This window comes from Saccharopolyspora montiporae, assembly GCF_015209505.1.
Classification (GTDB): Bacteria; Actinomycetota; Actinomycetes; order Mycobacteriales; family Pseudonocardiaceae; genus Saccharopolyspora; species Saccharopolyspora montiporae.
In genome coordinates, this window is the sequence record NZ_JADEYC010000003.1 from 1 (window position 1) to 14,965 (window position 14,965).

Annotated in this window: 13 protein-coding genes; 3 read left to right on the plus strand and 10 right to left on the minus strand. The window is 70.5% G+C overall.

The genetic code is table 11. The features are described from left to right. Positions 1-45 precede the first annotated feature (45 nt). Positions 46-489: an SRPBCC family protein gene (locus IQ251_RS01645; RefSeq protein WP_193926604.1), complete on the minus strand. Its 444-nt coding sequence runs from the start codon at positions 487-489 to the stop codon at positions 46-48. A 65-nt stretch (positions 490-554) separates the two neighbouring features. Next, positions 555-1,343, minus strand: coding sequence for a metallophosphoesterase family protein (locus IQ251_RS01650; RefSeq protein WP_193926605.1), 789 nt, complete (start codon positions 1,341-1,343; stop codon positions 555-557). Positions 1,344-1,601: 258 nt separating this feature from the next. Between IQ251_RS01650 and IQ251_RS01655 the strand changes: the two genes are divergently transcribed. Then, complete coding sequence (locus IQ251_RS01655; RefSeq protein WP_193926606.1) at positions 1,602-3,407, plus strand: AMP-dependent synthetase/ligase; 1,806 nt, start codon at positions 1,602-1,604, stop codon at positions 3,405-3,407. 44 nt (positions 3,408-3,451) lie between these two features. Here IQ251_RS01655 and IQ251_RS01660 read toward each other — a convergent pair whose 3' ends face one another. The 3 genes from IQ251_RS01660 to IQ251_RS01670 all read right to left on the minus strand — a co-directional run bounded on the left by IQ251_RS01660 (position 3,452) and on the right by IQ251_RS01670 (position 7,696). Next, the gene (locus tag IQ251_RS01660; protein WP_370591140.1) at positions 3,452-4,759 is read right to left on the minus strand and encodes a peptidase MA family metallohydrolase; all 1,308 of its coding nucleotides are present in this window, start codon (positions 4,757-4,759) and stop codon (positions 3,452-3,454) included. A gap of 153 nt (positions 4,760-4,912) precedes the next feature. Next, a complete protein-coding gene (locus tag IQ251_RS01665) occupies positions 4,913-5,917 on the minus strand; it encodes a C40 family peptidase (RefSeq protein WP_193926608.1) in 1,005 nt (334 codons plus the stop codon). A gap of 411 nt (positions 5,918-6,328) precedes the next feature. Continuing rightward, positions 6,329-7,696 (minus strand): NYN domain-containing protein, encoded by a 1,368-nt coding sequence (locus IQ251_RS01670; RefSeq protein ID WP_370591141.1) that lies wholly within the window; start codon positions 7,694-7,696, stop codon positions 6,329-6,331. Positions 7,697-7,798: 102 nt separating this feature from the next. On the opposite strand from IQ251_RS01670, the gene IQ251_RS01675 reads away from it, so the two are divergent. Then, positions 7,799-9,517: a DEDD exonuclease domain-containing protein gene (locus tag IQ251_RS01675; protein ID WP_193926609.1), complete on the plus strand. Its 1,719-nt coding sequence runs from the start codon at positions 7,799-7,801 to the stop codon at positions 9,515-9,517. A 4-nt stretch (positions 9,518-9,521) separates the two neighbouring features. Here IQ251_RS01675 and IQ251_RS01680 read toward each other — a convergent pair whose 3' ends face one another. The 5 genes from IQ251_RS01680 to ctaE form a co-directional block, all read right to left on the minus strand. Then, positions 9,522-9,947, minus strand: coding sequence for a PPOX class F420-dependent oxidoreductase (locus IQ251_RS01680; RefSeq protein WP_193926610.1), 426 nt, complete (start codon positions 9,945-9,947; stop codon positions 9,522-9,524). Positions 9,948-10,063: 116 nt separating this feature from the next. Beyond that, positions 10,064-11,716 (minus strand): cytochrome bc1 complex cytochrome b subunit, encoded by a 1,653-nt coding sequence (gene qcrB / locus IQ251_RS01685; RefSeq protein WP_193926611.1) that lies wholly within the window; start codon positions 11,714-11,716, stop codon positions 10,064-10,066. After that, a complete protein-coding gene (qcrA, locus tag IQ251_RS01690; RefSeq protein ID WP_193926612.1) occupies positions 11,713-12,858 on the minus strand; it encodes a cytochrome bc1 complex Rieske iron-sulfur subunit in 1,146 nt (381 codons plus the stop codon). The genes qcrB and qcrA overlap by 4 nt, the downstream gene beginning before the upstream one ends. After that, positions 12,855-13,661 (minus strand): cytochrome bc1 complex diheme cytochrome c subunit, encoded by an 807-nt coding sequence (qcrC, locus tag IQ251_RS01695; protein ID WP_193926613.1) that lies wholly within the window; start codon positions 13,659-13,661, stop codon positions 12,855-12,857. The genes qcrA and qcrC overlap by 4 nt, the downstream gene beginning before the upstream one ends. A 64-nt stretch (positions 13,662-13,725) precedes the next feature. Beyond that, a complete protein-coding gene (gene ctaE / locus IQ251_RS01700) occupies positions 13,726-14,334 on the minus strand; it encodes an aa3-type cytochrome oxidase subunit III (RefSeq protein ID WP_193926614.1) in 609 nt (202 codons plus the stop codon). A gap of 118 nt (positions 14,335-14,452) precedes the next feature. Between ctaE and IQ251_RS01705 the strand changes: the two genes are divergently transcribed. Next, on the plus strand, positions 14,453-14,857 hold the full coding sequence (locus IQ251_RS01705) for a hypothetical protein (RefSeq protein WP_370591142.1): 405 nt from the start codon (positions 14,453-14,455) through the stop codon (positions 14,855-14,857). The last annotated feature ends 108 nt before the right edge of the window (positions 14,858-14,965 follow it).

A 14,965-nucleotide genomic window follows, 5' to 3' on the forward strand; every position in this document is an offset into this window, starting at 1 on the left:
CTCCCTTTCCGGTGAACAGCAGAATGCGCAACGGGCTCCGTTCGGCTAGCGGTTGCCTTCGACCTGGCGCTTGAGCTCCTTGAGCGCCGTGTCCATGATCATCTTCTCCGCCTTGCGCTTGAACATCCCGATCATCGGGATGGCCAGGTCGACCGCGAGGCTGTAGGTGACCTCGGTGCGCTCGTCGGACAACGGCTGCAGGCGGTAGCTGCCCTCCTGCGCCTTCTGCACCTGCCCTTCCACGAGCGACCAGCTCACCGACAGACCGTCACCGGCCCAGTCGTAGACGTTGGTGTAGGTGTCCTTGACCACACCGGCATCCAGCACGAAGCGCACCTTTTCGGCCGCACCGGAGTCGGTGTGCTCCAGCACCTCCGTCTCCTTCACCGCGTCCGCCCACTCCGGATAGGCGGAGAAGTCGGCGATCACGGACATGATCCGCTCCGCGGGGGCCTCGATCACGATGGACTGGGTGGACTGATCGACCATGTGCGGCAGGTTACCGCTTCCCCTCGCCCAGGTGGGCGCAGGAGCCGCGGCACGAAGAACGGCGCTCACCAGCTGATCGCGTACGGGCGCCCGGTGCGTTGGAAATGCCCGACGTTGACGCATTCGGTGCCGCCGACGCGCACCCGCTGGGACAGCGGCTGGTGCACGTGCCCGAACAGCGACCACCGGGGCCGATCGGTGCGGATCCGCTGCAGCGCGCCCGCCGAGCCGTACTCGGAACGGCGCGCCACGACGTCGTAGGTCAGCTCGGGCACCGCGGGCGGCAGGTGCGTGCACAGCACGTCCAGCGGCGGCAGCGCGGCCAGCGCCTCGTCGTACCGCTCCTCCTGGCGCAGGTAGGGCACCCAGGCAGCGTGCTTGCGCAGGGTCGCGCCGGGCGGCAGCAGCGTTCCGCCGAGGAAGCCGAACCGCAGCCCGCCGATCTCGGCGCTGTCCCCGTCGAGGATGTGGATGCCCGCGCGGGCGAACTCCGGCCACAGGTGCGGCGCGTCGACGTTGCCCGGGGTCGCGTAGGTCGGGGCGGTCAGCGCGCCGAACAGCTCCGCGTACTGCTCGCGCACCGCGTCGTCGACCACCTTCGCCGGATCGGACAGGCTCTCCCACAGCGACCGCGCGTAGGCGCCGAACTCGGGTCCGCGCTGCCCGCGCCGCAGTTCGGCGAACCGGGCCACCTTCTCCGGCCCGAAGATCCGCCCGAGGATGCCGCGCCCGTGGTCGTGATAATCGACGAAGTCGACGAGGTCGCCGAGCACCACGAGCGCGTCGGCCCCGTCACCGGCCCGCTTGAGGTCCTCGACGTTGCCGTGGACGTCCGAGACGACGTGGACGCGCAAACCGACTCCCAACCGCTGTGCGAATTCTTCCCATCCTCGAACCTAATGCCACGTGGACGCCGGAACGCACCGCCCGTCGGACGCCGCGGTGTGCGCTGGCCGCGGGGCGGATGTGACGCACGGGACGGCCCGCACAGGCACTAGCAGGAGGAGAATTAGGCTCAAGACGATTGCGGCGGGCCGACAGGGACTACCGCTCGGTAACTATCAGCGTTACGTTATGGCCCACTCAACGGCGTGTTTTCGGAGGTTTCGAACGTGCGAGAGTTCAGCGCACCCGCCACCACGGCGGTGGCCGAGGACGAGAACCTCACCGACATGGTGTGGGCCAACGCGGAGAGGTTCGGAAGCACAGTGAGCTTCCGGCGCCGCGTCGAGGGCACCTGGGTGGACGTGACCGCCGCGGAATTCGCCGCGCAGGTACTCGGGGTGGCCAAGGGGCTCATCGCGGCCGGGTTGCAGCCCGGCGACCGGGTCGGGCTGATGTCCCGGACGCGCTACGAGTGGAGCCTGTTCGACTTCGCCATCTGGACGGCCGGATGCGCGACGGTGCCGGTGTACGAGACCTCCTCCGCCGATCAGGCCGAGTGGATCCTCGGCGATTCCGGGGCCAAGGCCGTCATCGTGGAGAGCGATGCCAACCGCGCCGAAGTGGACAAGGTCCGCGACCGGCTCGACGAACTGGGCAACGTCTGGCAGATCGACGCGCCCGAGGGCGAGAAGGGCGCCGTCGACGAGCTCACCGGACTCGGCGCGGGCGTGGAGGACCACGAGGCGCACGAGCGGCGCCGCGGGGTCGGGGCCGACGACCTGGCGACCCTGATCTACACCTCGGGCACCACCGGGCGACCGAAGGGCTGCGTGCTCACGCACCGCAACGTGCTCGCCGAGGTACGCGCGGACATCGAGGCTTTCCCGCAGCTGACCCAGCAGGGCAACTCGATGCTGATGTTCCTGCCCATGGCACACGTGCTGGCCCGGGCCATCGCGGTGATGTCGGTGTACGCGCGGGTCACCCTGGGCCACACCAGCGACATCAAGGACCTGGTCGAGGACCTGGGTTCGTTCCGCCCGACGTTCGTGCTCGCGGTGCCGCGCGTGTTCGAGAAGGTCTACAACACGGCCAAGCAGAAGGCGCACGCGGACAGCAAGACCAAGGTGATCTTCGACAAGGCCGAGGACACCGCCGTGGCCTACAGCAAGGCGCAGGACGAAGGCGGTCCCGGGCTGGGCCTGAAGGTCAAACACGCGGTGTTCGACAAGCTCGTCTACCACAAGCTGCGTTCCGCGCTCGGCGGCCGCTGCATCGCGGCCGTCTCCGGCGGTGCACCGCTGGGCGAGCGGCTGGCGCACTTCTTCCGCGGCGTCGGCGTCCCGGTCCTGGAGGGCTACGGGCTGACCGAGACCACCGCCGCCGCCGCGGTGAACGTGCAGGACGGCTTCAAGATCGGCACCGTCGGCAAACCGCTGGCCGGCACCACCGTCCGCATCGCCGACGACAACGAGGTGCTGGTCAAGGGCGATGTCGTGTTCAACCGGTACTGGAACAACGACGACGCCACCGCCACGTCGCTGGAGGACGGCTGGTTCCACACCGGCGACCTCGGCTCGCTGGACGACGAGGGCTTCCTGCGGATCACCGGCCGCAAGAAGGAGATCATCGTGACCGCGGGCGGCAAGAACGTCGCCCCGGCGGTACTGGAGGACAGCCTGCGCTCGCACCCGCTGATCAGCCAGTGCATGGTCGTCGGCGACCAGAAGCCGTTCATCGGCGCCCTGGTCACCCTCGACCCGGAGTTCCTCCCGTCCTGGCTGGCCAACAAGGGCCGCGACCAGAACACCACGGCGGCGGCGCTGGTCGACGATCCCGAGCTGCGCGCCGAGGTGCAGGCCGCCGTCGACGACGCCAACGAGGCGGTGTCCAAGGCCGAGCGGATCAAGCAGTTCCGCATCCTGCCCGAGGACTTCACCGAGGCCACCGGGGAGATGACCCCGAGCATGAAGCTCAAGCGGAACAAGGTCGCGGAGAACCACTCGGCAGAGATCGAGGCCATCTACTCCTGATGCGCCCGTCCCGGCGGGCTCGGCGCCCGCCGGGACGGAGCGGATCAGCCGAACTCCCGTTCCAGCGCAGCACCCCAGTCCGCGAGCAGCCGGCCCCGGTCGGTGCCGAGCACCTCGCGCAGCGCGGTTTCGACCTCGTCGGCATCGCCGGTCGCGGCGATCCGGCGGTAGAGCTGCACCACCCGCTCCGGGCCGAAGCGCTGCGCGAGGTAGTCCACGAACGACCAGGACTGCTGGTAGGCGAGGTCCAGATTCCGCCCGGCGCTGTGGAAATCGCCGTCGTCCGGCAGGGCGCCCGGCGGGCCCGAGATGCGGACCTGGCGGGCGAGGTCCGGCGCCAGGTGCGCCCCGGAACCGGGATTGTCCCGATAGCCCACGTAGTCGGCGAACCCCTCCAGCAGCCACATCGGGGATCCGTCCACGGTGTCCGGTCGCGCCGCGATGTGCGTGACCTCGTGGACCAGCACCGAGCGCAGCGAGCTCTCCGAAAGACGTTGCGCCGTGCGCGGATTGAGCACCACGCGCTGCCCCTCCACTCGGCGCTGCGCGTGGTCGACCCGGTCGGCGATGGCCACCGCCGCGATCCCGTCCACCGAGAACTCCGGCCCGACCAGCTCGCTGAGCTCCTGCGGCGACTCCGGCAGCAGCACCCCGACCCGCTGCGGCCACCGCACGCCCCAGACCCGGTTCACCTCGGCGACCGCCTCGTCCAGGTGCGCGGCGACCCGCTCCGTCTGCGCCCGGTTCTCCCGGTGCCCGATGACCAGACCGCTGCGGGTGGCGACCGGGTGCAGCTCCGAGAAGTCCCACGGCCCGCGCCAGGTCCGGCGGGCCGGCTCGTCCGGCACCTCATCGGCCGCCAGGTACCAGTCCGCCCCGCGCCGCACGAACACGTAGCCGAGCCCGCGAGTGGTCGGCGCGCTGTCCACCCCGTGCAGCGCGTAGCGCAGCGACACCCGCGGCGACCAGGTCTCCGCCGCCCCGGCCGTCTCCGGCACGTCCACCACCGAGCGGCCGTCGACCCGGTAGTCCCAGGCGGCGAACGGCACCATCGCGAGGTTGCGGTACAGCCGCCGCTGCCCCTCGCGGAACTCGGCGGGCGCGGCGGGATCCACCGAGGCGAGGAACGCGGCCTCGTCACGCTGGCGCACCGCCTGCGCGCGCTGGTCCAACACCGCCCGCACCGCGGCTTCCCGCGATTCGGGCGCCGCAGCATTCCCGGCGGGCCCCACCGCCTGCTGAACCCGCTCGGACGAGCGCTGCTCGGGCAGCGACACGACCGCCAGCCCGACCAGCACCGCCGCAGCGGCGGCCGCGGCGAGCCACCCGCGGAACCCCCTGGAACCCGGCACGCGGGGAATCGTAGGGCGGCACCGCAGCGCGCACCGGCTGGACATCACCCGGTGCGGCGGGCACCGCGCGCACGCGAGCGGGGACGGCACACGATGGTGCCGCCCCCGCTCGGGCGTGCGATCGACCGGTACCGGACGGCACCGGTCGCCGGATCAGCCCGCGACCCGCCGGATGTCGGTCACGTCGCCGATGCTGTCGTAGTCGGTGACCTTGACGACGTCACCGGAGGTCGGGGCGTGCACGGCCTTGCCGTCGCCCACGTACATCGACACGTGGCTGACCGGGCTGTAGTAGAAGATCATGTCGCCCGGCTTGAGCTCGCTGGCCGACACGCTCTCACCCTCGGTCACCTGGGACTTCGTCGAACCGCCGATGCTGACACCGGCCTGCTCGTAGGCCCAGTACATGAGCCCGGAGCAGTCGAACTCGCTCGGGCCCTTGGCGCCCCAGACGTACGGTGCGCCCTGCACGCTCAGCGCCGCGTTGACCGCCTCCACGGCAGCACCCGCGCCGGCGATGGTGCCCACATCGGTGGAACCGTCGCTGACCAGCGAGTCCTGCTCATCGGCGCTGAGCTCCTCGTAGCGCTGCTCGACCTGGGCGATCTGCTGGTCCATCGCCGCGGTCTTGTCCTTCAGCTCGCCGGCGATGCGCGCCGAATCGGCCTCGGCACGGGCCGCTTGCGCCCGCGCCTCCTTGGCCTGCTTCTCGGAGGACTCGGCCTGGTTGGTGGCATTGGCCAGGCTGGTGATCGCCTCGTTGTTGTCCCGGGAGAGCACGTCCAGCGCCGCCGCGCGGTCGAGGTACTCCTGCGGCTGCTCGCTGACCAGCAGCGCCGAGAGCTTGTTCAGCCGCGCGCCCTGGTACGAAGCGGTGGTGAGCTGGTCGACGCGGCCGCGGAACCGATCCTCCTCGGTGCGCGCCTGCTCGGCCACCTGCTCGGACTGGACGGCCTTCGCGGTGGCCCGGTCGAGCTCCTCGCGCTTGGCCTGGTGGTCTTCCTCGGCCTTCTTCTTCTCCTCGGTGAGCTGCTCCGCCCGATGCGAGAGGTCGCGCACCTGCTGAGCCGCGTCCGAGGCGTTGTCGGGAAGGGGTGGGTCTGCGAAAGCCTGTCCGGAGGTGACGCCGACGACGGCGGCGACCGCCGTAGCGGCCATGGCTCCACGCAGAGAACGCTTGAGGTCGTGCGACGCCACGTCGCGCACTGCTCCTTCTGCTTCTCCGACCGCTCACCGGGACCGAGCGCTCCGCTCGCTCCGGCGCGGCTCCCCGACAAGCCGATCCAGCGGTGCCCCGCGGGCCGCCCGGTTCAGGCGGCTGATCACCGCGAAGTCCGAGCCAGATTACGAAAGGTGAGCCGATGCGTCCAGAAGCGGGGGTCGGTTTTTCCTCCGCAGCGGCCGGAGGTCTCTCACGGAGGAGAGTCGTGCGCTCACCGTGATCGGAGAGCGGTCCTGGCACGTCCGTTTCAGCGAGGCCCGAACGCCACCCGGGCGGAGACGCAGCGCACCCGGGTTACCGGTTATGAGATCGGCCACCGGGATGAATCGGCCACGTTCCCGCGGCGGTCAGACCCGAGCCATCCGCTCCAGCAGCACCGGAGAGGGCACCGCGTAGGCCCCCCGGTGCCGCACCGAGGTCGCCACCGCCCGGTCCGAGGTCACCACCACCAGCTGCCGACCGGGCGGCTCCGCCGACACCAGGTCGCGGATGACGTCGTCCGCCTGCACACCCGGCTCGCTGAACAGCACCCGCACCCCGCGCGGGCCCGCGGACGGCACCGCGAGCACGTCGGCCCCGTCGAAGACGACCGTCACCTCCGCGCCGGTGCGCGCCGCCAGCGCCGCCATCTGGTGCGCCAACCGCTCGCGCTGGTCGGCCAGCGGCAGCTCCGGATAACCGCTCTTGGTGACGTTGTAGCCGTCGACGATGAGGTGCACCGCGGGCAAGGCCAGCAACCTGTCCAGCGCGGCGGCATCCGGCACTTCACCGGTCGTCCCGGAGTCCGCCCGCACCCGCTGCACCACATCGCCCGGGCGCGGTCCCGCGCCGCCCGCGGCCAGTTCGCGCCGCAACCCGCCGACCGCGCCTTCCACCGTCTCCAGCAACAGCGCCAACCGGACCTCGTCGCCCTGCCTGGCCTCCCGCGCCGACTGCCGCGCGACCTCGACCTCGGCCCCGGCGCGCTCGGCCCGGCGCTGCTGCTCGTCGGCGCGCTGCTTGTCCCGGTCCCGCTCGGCGGCCATCTCCGCGATCCGCGCGTCCGCGTCGGTGCGCGCCTGCTGCGCCTCGTCCGCGGCCCGCGCCGCCGCGTCTTTGGCCTCCTTGAGCCGCACGCCCTGGTCGCGCAACCGCTTGCGCAACCGGTCGGCCTCGGCGCGGTCGCCCTCCCCGGCGCGGTCGAGCGCCTCCCGCTCGCGCGCCAGCTCCGCGCGCAGCCGCTCGGTCTCAGCGGCGAGGCGCTCGGCCCGGGCCACCGCCGAATCCCGCTCACCCCGCAGACCGCCCTGCTCGGAGCGGTGGCCGATCAGCTCGGTGTAGTGCGCGGCGACCGGCGACTCCAGCAGCAGCGCGGCCGCGGCCACGACCACGGCGTCCGGATCGTCCAGGGCCAAGGCCTCGGGGCGGTGCTTGCGGCACCACTCCGCCACCGCAGCGCGGAACACACCGGAATCGCGCAGCGCGCCGAGCAACGCGGACATCCCCAGCTTCGCGCGCTTGGTCGGTGCGAAGCGCACCACCGGGCGCAGCGATACCGGCACGTCACCGGCGCGCATGTCACCGAGCGCCGCAGCGGCCAGCTCGGCCAACCGGGTGCGGATCGGCGCGGGCAGCTGCGCCCAGTCCGCACGTCCCGGACCGGTCCGCCGGACACCGTCCACAGCGGACTCGTCGGGGTGCGCGGAATCGTCCCGCTCCGGTGTCGGTGGTACCACCCCCACAGGCTAATCCGTCACCGCCGGAGCGGTCGCCCACCCGGCGAAGCGCGCGTGTGCCGGGCCGCCGGCTGTCAGGGGACCGCCGTAGCGTCACCGCCGATGTCGCACCCCCAGCTCTCCTTCGACGCGATCGCCACCGACGAAGACATCCCGCTGCACGAGGTCACCTTCGTCGTGGTCGACCTGGAGACCACCGGCGGCGACCGCGAGCAGGACCGGATCACCGAGATCGGCGCGGTGAAGATGCGCGGCGGCGAGATCCTCGGCGAGTTCGGCACGCTCGTCGACCCCGGCTGCCCGATCCCGCCCGCGGTCGTGTCCATCACCGGCATCACCGAGGCGATGGTCACCGGTGCACCGAGCCTGGACACCGTGCTACCGGCCTTCCTGGAGTTCTGCCGGGGAACCGTGCTCGTCGCGCACAACGCGAGCTTCGACACCGGTTTCCTGCGCGCCGGCTGCGCCCAATCGGGCCTGGACTGGCCGAAACCCCGCGTTGTGGACACCGTTCGGCTCTCCCGCCGGGTGCTCACCAAGGACGAGACACCGAACCACAAGCTCGGCACGCTGGCCCGGGTACTGCACGCGCGCACCGAGCCAGTGCACCGCGCGCTGGACGACGCCCGCGCGACCGGCGACGTGCTGCACGCGCTGCTGGAACGGCTCGGGCCGCTCGGCGTGCGCACCCTGGAGGACCTGCTCGGCCACCTGCCGGACGTCACCCCGCAACAGCGGGGAAAGCGGCACCTGGCCGACGAGCTGCCCAACGCGCCCGGCGTGTACCTGTTCCGCGGTCCCGGCGACGAAGTGCTCTACGTCGGCACGGCGACGGATCTGCGCAGGCGGGTGCGCCAGTACTTCACCGCGGGCGAGCGGCGCAGCCGGATCAAGGAGATGGTCGCCCTCGCCGACCGGGTCGACCACGTGCGCTGCGCGCATCCGCTGGAGGCGCACGTCCGCGAGCTCCGGCTGCTCGACGCGCACCAACCCCGCTACAACCGCCGCGCCAAGTTCCCGCGGCGCACCTGGTGGGTGGCGCTCACCGATGAACCATTCCCCCGGCTATCGGTGGTGCGCACTCCGCGCGCTGACGCGTTCGGCCCGTTCAGCTCGCGCCGCGCGGCCGCCGACGCGGTGGACACCCTGCACGCCGGATCCCCGGTGCGCCGCTGCACCGAGCGCATCCCGGCCGCGAACCCGAGCGGACGCCCCTGCGCGCTGCACGAACTGGGCAGGTGCGCCGCGCCCTGCGCAGGACTGCAGGGCACCGAGGACTACGCGGGCACGCTGCTCCCGCTGCGCGAGGTCGTGCGCGGACGTTCGGACGCGCTGCTGCAGCGGCTCGACGACGACCTGACCCGGATGGCGTCGGAACAGCGCTTCGAGGACGCCGCCGCGCAACGGGACCGCCTAGCCGCGCTGGTGCGCTCGCTGGACCGCGCACACCGGCTCCGCGCGCTGACCGCGGTGCCGGAACTGGTGGCCGCCCGCCCGGACGGCGCCGGTGGCTGGCACCTCGCGGTGGTGCGACACGGCAAGCTCGCCGCGGCGGGCACCGCTGCCGCCGGGCGCCCGCCGATGCCCGTGGTGGGCGCGCTGCGGGAATCCGCCGAGACCGTGCTCCCCGCCGCAGGCGATCCGCTGCACGGGACGACGGCCGACGAGGCCCAGGCCGTGTACCGGTGGCTCACCACCGGCGGCAGCAGGATCGTGCGCTGCGACGACCCGTGGTCAGAACCGGCGGGAGCGGCGGGATCCTGGCTTCCGTGGCTGGAGCGGGCCACCGGCGCGCGCAGCCCGTACGCCGCAGCCGACTGAGCCCTCAGGCCACCATGTCGAACGCGGCGAGCACCTTCGACGGGCGCAGCCGCACCACCAGCTCGCCCGGAACCCCGTTGCGGCGCCCGAATTCCTCGGCCCGATCCCGGCCCATGTACCGCTCGGCGATCCTGGTCGCGGTGCGCAGCAGCTCGTCCGGATCCGCCGACATGCGCACCGAACCCTGCACCTGGACGAAGGCGTAAGGCGGTTCGGGCAGGTCCACGGCTACCGAGATCCGCGGATCACGCGCGAGGGAACGGCCCTTCGCGGTGTCCTCGCCCGTGTTGAACACGAGCTCGTCGCCGTCCAGCACGAACCACACCGGGGCGGCCAACGGGCGGCCGTCGGTTCCGGTGTAGGCCACCGTCCCGGTGCGGGTGCCTGCTTCGAGGAATTCGCGGACCTGCGGATCTGCGATCGTCGTCATGGCCACCACCGTAGGGCGCACCGGGCACGGCGGCGATTCCGCACACGCGCGAAAACCGGGCCCCGGCATCGCGCGGATGCTCGGGGCCCGGTTTCAACAGCCTGCGGCCAGCGGGTTCACTCCCGGTCGGAGTCCTTCCCGCTGAGCTCGGCCCGTTCGTCCTGCTCGCCGTGCTCGGCCTGCTCGTGGCGGGCCCGTTCGAGCGCAGCGGTCTCCTCCGGCGGGTCCGGGGTGAGCAGGCTGCCTGGAACCGGCTGGCCCGCCGCGCCGAGCTTGTTCATCTTCTTCGGCACCGGAGCACCCTGGTAGGGCAGCTCCTCCGGGTGGCCGTGGTCGTCGACCGGGCCGAGCGGCTGGTGCACCTCGATGAACTCGCCGTGCGGCAGCCGCTTGATGATGCCGGTCTCCACACCGTGGTCCAGCACCTCCCGGTCGCTGTGCTGCAAGCCCAGGCAGAGCCGGTAGGTGAAGTAGTAGGCGATCGGCGGCAGCAGCAGCAGCCCGATCCGGCCACCCCAGGTCATCGCGTTCAACGAGATGTCGAACTGGAACGCGACGATGTCGTTGACACCCGAGATCATCAGGATCATGAAGAAGGTGATCGCCATGACCCCGAGCGAGGTGCGCACCGGAACGTCCCGCGGCCGCTGCAGCAGGTTGTGGTGCGCATCGTCCTTGGACAGCTTCCGCTCGATCATCGGATACATGGCCGCGACCGTGAAGATCATGCCCATGAACAAGACCGTCGGGAAGAACACGGCCGGGATGGTGAACGGCCCGAGGTAGACCTCCCACGCCGGCCACAACCGGCTGGAACCGTCCGTCCAGATCATGTACCAGTCCGGCTGCGAGGCCGCGGAGACCTGCGAAGCGATGTAGGGCCCGAGGTTCCAGATCGGGTTGATCTGGAAGACGCCGGCCATGATCGCGCACACGCCGGTGACCATCGCGAAGAAACCGCCGGCCTTGACCGCGAACACCGGCATGATGCGCACACCGACGACGTTGGTCTCCTTGCGCCGCACGCCCGGGAACTGGGTGTGCTTCTGGTACCAGACCAGTGCCAGGTGCACCGCCACCAAGCCGAGGATCAGCCCCGGCAGCAGGAACACGTGGAACATGTAGAACCGCGGGATCAGGTCGGTACCGGGGAATTCGGCACCGAACAGGATCCAGTGGACCCAGGTGCCCACCACGGGGATGGACATCGCGATGCCGGAGGCGATCCGGACACCGGTGCCGGACAGCAGGTCGTCCGGCAGCGAGTAGCCGGTGAAGCCCTCGAACATGCCGAGCACGAACAGCCCGATGCCGATCGTCCAGTTCGTCTCCCGCGGGCGCCGGAACGCACCGGTGAAGAAGATCCGGAACATGTGGGCGACCATCGCCGCCATGAACAGCAGGGCCGCCCAGTGGTGCAGCTGACGGGCGAACATGCCGCCGCGGACTTCGAACGAGATGTCCAGCGCGCTCTCGAAGGCCCGGGACATCTCCACACCGCGGAGGTTCTCGTAAGCGCCCTGGTACTCGACCTCGGTCATCGACGGGTCGAAGAAGAACGCCAGGTAGGTCCCGGTGACCAGCAGCAGGATGAACGTGTACAGCGCGATCTCGCCGAGCAGGAAGGACCAGTGCGTCGGGAAGACCTTGTTCAGCTGCCGCCGGATGCCCGGGGCCATCCGGTACCGCGAGTCGAGTTCGTCGGCCGCGGTCGCGGCCCTGGTGTACAGGGCGCTTTCTCCCTTCGTGGGAGTTGTGATTGAACTCATGACCTACGCTCCCAGTACGCCGGTCCGACGGGCTCGATGAAGTCGCGTGTCGCCACGAAGTAGCCGTCCTCGTCCACCGTGATCGGCAGCTGGGGCAGCGCGCGCGTGGCCGGACCGAACACGGGCTTGGCGTACGTGTTGATCACGTCGAACTGCGACTGGTGGCAGGGGCACAGCAGCCGACCCGTCTGCTGCTCGAACAACGAGGTCGGGCAGCCCAGGTGGGTGCAGATCTTCGAGTAGGCGTAGAAGTCGCCGTAGTTGAAGTCCTCCTGGCCCTTGCGCTTGACCGGCATGGCATCCGGCCGCAACCGGATCAGCATGACCGGGGCGTCGCCCTTGCGCATCGAGCTGATCAGCTCTTCCTCGTCGTGGCGCATGGACTCCCGGAACGGGAACACGGTCTCGAAACCACCCGCGTCGATGTCCTCGGGACGCACCAGCGAGACGTCGTGCGCGTCGCCGGTGTCCCGGCGCAGGTAGGTCTTCTCGCCTTGCTCCGGCGCCCACCCGGTGTGCAGCAGCGACTCCTGGCCCTCTTCGCCCCACGGGTCGCGCACCAGACCGCCGAGCGCGTACACGCCCGCACCGGCACCGAAAGCGCCCACGCCGAAGCCGGCCGTGCGCTTGATCATCGACCGGCGGGCGATCCCGCTGCGCGAACCGGCGTCGGCCAGCAGCGCCGCGGTGGTCTGCCGGTCCACCTCGTCCGACCCGTGCCCGTCGTGCCGCTGCTGGACGGCGACTTCCTCCGGGATGAACTTCTTCTGGTACAGCACCACGCCGACACCGACCGCGAGGATCGACAGCCCCAGGAAGAAGCCGATCAGCGGGTTGTACAGCGAGTAGATGAAGTGCGCCTGCTCGTCGTCCGGCGACTGGTACTCCCAGGGCCAGAAGAGGAACACCGCGATGAACGCCAGCGCCGACAGGCCGGCCAGCGCGAACCAGGCGGCCACCGCCCGCTCGGCCCGGCGTTCGGCGCGGGTGCCCTCGACCGGCCAGCGGTCGTGGTACTCGGCCAGCTCGACGTCGTCCAGGGCCAACCCCAGCCGCATCTTCTCGTCGCGGCTCATCTCCGCGAGTTCGGCCTCGGTGTACTCGCGGCGCGGCTCGTGGTTCTCGTTGTTCTGCTCACTCATGCCCTGGCTCCGATCCACAGGGTGAGGCCGATCAGCGCGCCGAGCCCGACGACCCACACGATGACCGTCTCCGGACCCGGTCCGTAGCCGCCGAGGTTGTTGCCGCCCGGGTTGTTGTTGCCATCGGTGACCGACTTGACGTACGCGACGATGTCCTGCTTCTCCTCCGGGGTCAGCTGCCGGTCGGAGAACTTCGGCATGTTCTGCGGGCCGGTCTGCATGGCCTCGTAGATCTGCTGCTCGGAAGCCTCGTCGAGTTCCGGCGCGTACTTGCCGGAGGACATCGCGATGCCGCGGCCGGTGAAGTTGTGGCAGGACGCGCAGTTGAGCCGGTAGAGCTCGCCGCCCCGGGCCGGGTCCTCACCGCGCAGTGCCTGACCGGACTGCTCCGGCGACTCCGGCCCGCCGCCGTAGGTCGCCACGTAGGCGGCGAGCGCGTCGGTCTGCTCCGCGTCGAACTTCGGCGGCTTGCGCGACGCCTGGGCCTCCTGCCGCACCATCGGCATGCGGCCGGAGGAGACCTGGAAGTGCGTGGACGCCTCGCCGACACCCACCAGGCTCGGCCCGCGGTCGTCGACGCCCTGCAGGTTCGAGCCGTGGCACGAGATGCAGGCGTTGTTGTAGAGCTGTTCGCCCTGCCTCACCAGAGCCGGGTCCGCACTGGCGTGCGCGGTCTGCGGCTCTGGGGTCAGCGCGGTGTAGAGCGCACCGGCCCCCACCAGCGCGACGCCCAGCGCCAATGCACCGGAGAGCCGCCGCCGAAGCTTCGAGCCCGCGCGGTTCCGTTTCTTGTTGGTGGTCATGAGTGCGGCAACCCTTGCTGTCCGGTTCGGGATGTTCGGGTACGACCTCGGCTACCGAAGCCGATCATGGGATGAGGTAGATCACGGCGAACAAGCCGATCCACACGATGTCCACGAAGTGCCAGTAGTAGGACACCACGATTGCTGCGATGGCCTGCGATGGCGTGAACTTGCTGAGCTTCGTCCGGATGATCAGGAAGATGAAGGCGATCAACCCGCCGATGACGTGCAGCCCGTGGAAGCCCGTCGTCATGAAGAAGACCGTGCCGTAGGCCGACGAGGCGATGGTGGTGCCGCTGGTGATCAGCTCGACGTACTCCCCGGCCTGACCCGCGACGAAGATCGTTCCCATGATCAGGGTGACGATGTACCACCGGCGCAAGCCGTAGACATCTCCGCGCTCGGCCGCGAACACGCCCCACTGGCAGGCGAACGAGGACGCCACCAGGATGACCGTGAACGGGAGTGCGTACGGGAGGTTCAGATGCGTGGGCGGTGGGGGCCACTCGCCCTCGTTCTGTGCCTTCACCGTGAAGAACATGGCGAAGAGCCCAGCGAAGAACATCAGCTCGCTGGCCAACCAAACGATGGTGCCCACGCTGACCATGTTGGGCCGGTTCAGCGAGTGCACGCGTTGACTGATTGAGGGCGCTGCCGTTGTCACGCGACGCATTATGTCTTGCGAGTTTTCCGCTCGCGCCCTCGGGTCCGGAGGTCAGCCCGGAGGTGATCAGATCGCGATCTGGAGGTAACGCAGGGTGAGAAGTTTTGCGTCGCGATGGCTTTCCCGAGTGATCGGCCGCGCCCGACCGAACGAACCGCTGATCAGCGCGAACGACCCGGATCTGGAGGTGGTGGTGACCGCTTTCGACGAGGCGGAGGCCGCATCGGCCGCCCTGGACCGCAGCGGTACGTGGCGACCGGATCAACCTGCGGTGTTGCGCCAGCACCTCGCGCTGCCGCCGGCAGCCGTCGAGCCCGCGCGCGACGTGCTCGCCGAGGACGGATGGCACGTGGAGCCCGGCGGCCGCGGCAGCGAGCACGCGCGCCCGGAGCTGACCGCGCTGATCGCGCACCGTGTTCAGAAACTCGATGCGTTGCATTGCTCACAGGAAGCGTCCCGGATGGCCGGACTGGCGCAGCGCCGCGACGGGCAGGTCTTCGGTTGGGACGCCCTGCAGAGCCCGCCGGGCTGACCGACCACCGACCGGACCGCCGACCGCGGAAACGGGGGCGAATCGGGCGGGCCGCTACTGTTCACCCCCTCGGGCCGGATAGCATGCGGGGTCATCCGGCGTCCACCC

Excerpts from the sequence above, each read along its gene's own strand:
- IQ251_RS01645 (WP_193926604.1), bottom strand. The coding sequence starts at position 489 with ATGGTCGATCAGTCCACCCAGTCCATCGTGATCGAGGCCCCCGCGGAG.
- IQ251_RS01665 (WP_193926608.1), bottom strand. The coding sequence starts at position 5,917 with ATGGCCGCTACGGCGGTCGCCGCCGTCGTCGGCGTCACCTCCGGACAG.
- IQ251_RS01675 (WP_193926609.1), top strand. The coding sequence starts at position 7,799 with ATGTCGCACCCCCAGCTCTCCTTCGACGCGATCGCCACCGACGAAGAC.
- IQ251_RS01680 (WP_193926610.1), bottom strand. The coding sequence starts at position 9,947 with ATGACGACGATCGCAGATCCGCAGGTCCGCGAATTCCTCGAAGCAGGC.
- qcrB (WP_193926611.1), bottom strand. The coding sequence starts at position 11,716 with ATGAGTTCAATCACAACTCCCACGAAGGGAGAAAGCGCCCTGTACACC.
- qcrA (WP_193926612.1), bottom strand. The coding sequence starts at position 12,858 with ATGAGTGAGCAGAACAACGAGAACCACGAGCCGCGCCGCGAGTACACC.
- qcrC (WP_193926613.1), bottom strand. The coding sequence starts at position 13,661 with ATGACCACCAACAAGAAACGGAACCGCGCGGGCTCGAAGCTTCGGCGG.
- ctaE (WP_193926614.1), bottom strand. The coding sequence starts at position 14,334 with ATGCGTCGCGTGACAACGGCAGCGCCCTCAATCAGTCAACGCGTGCAC.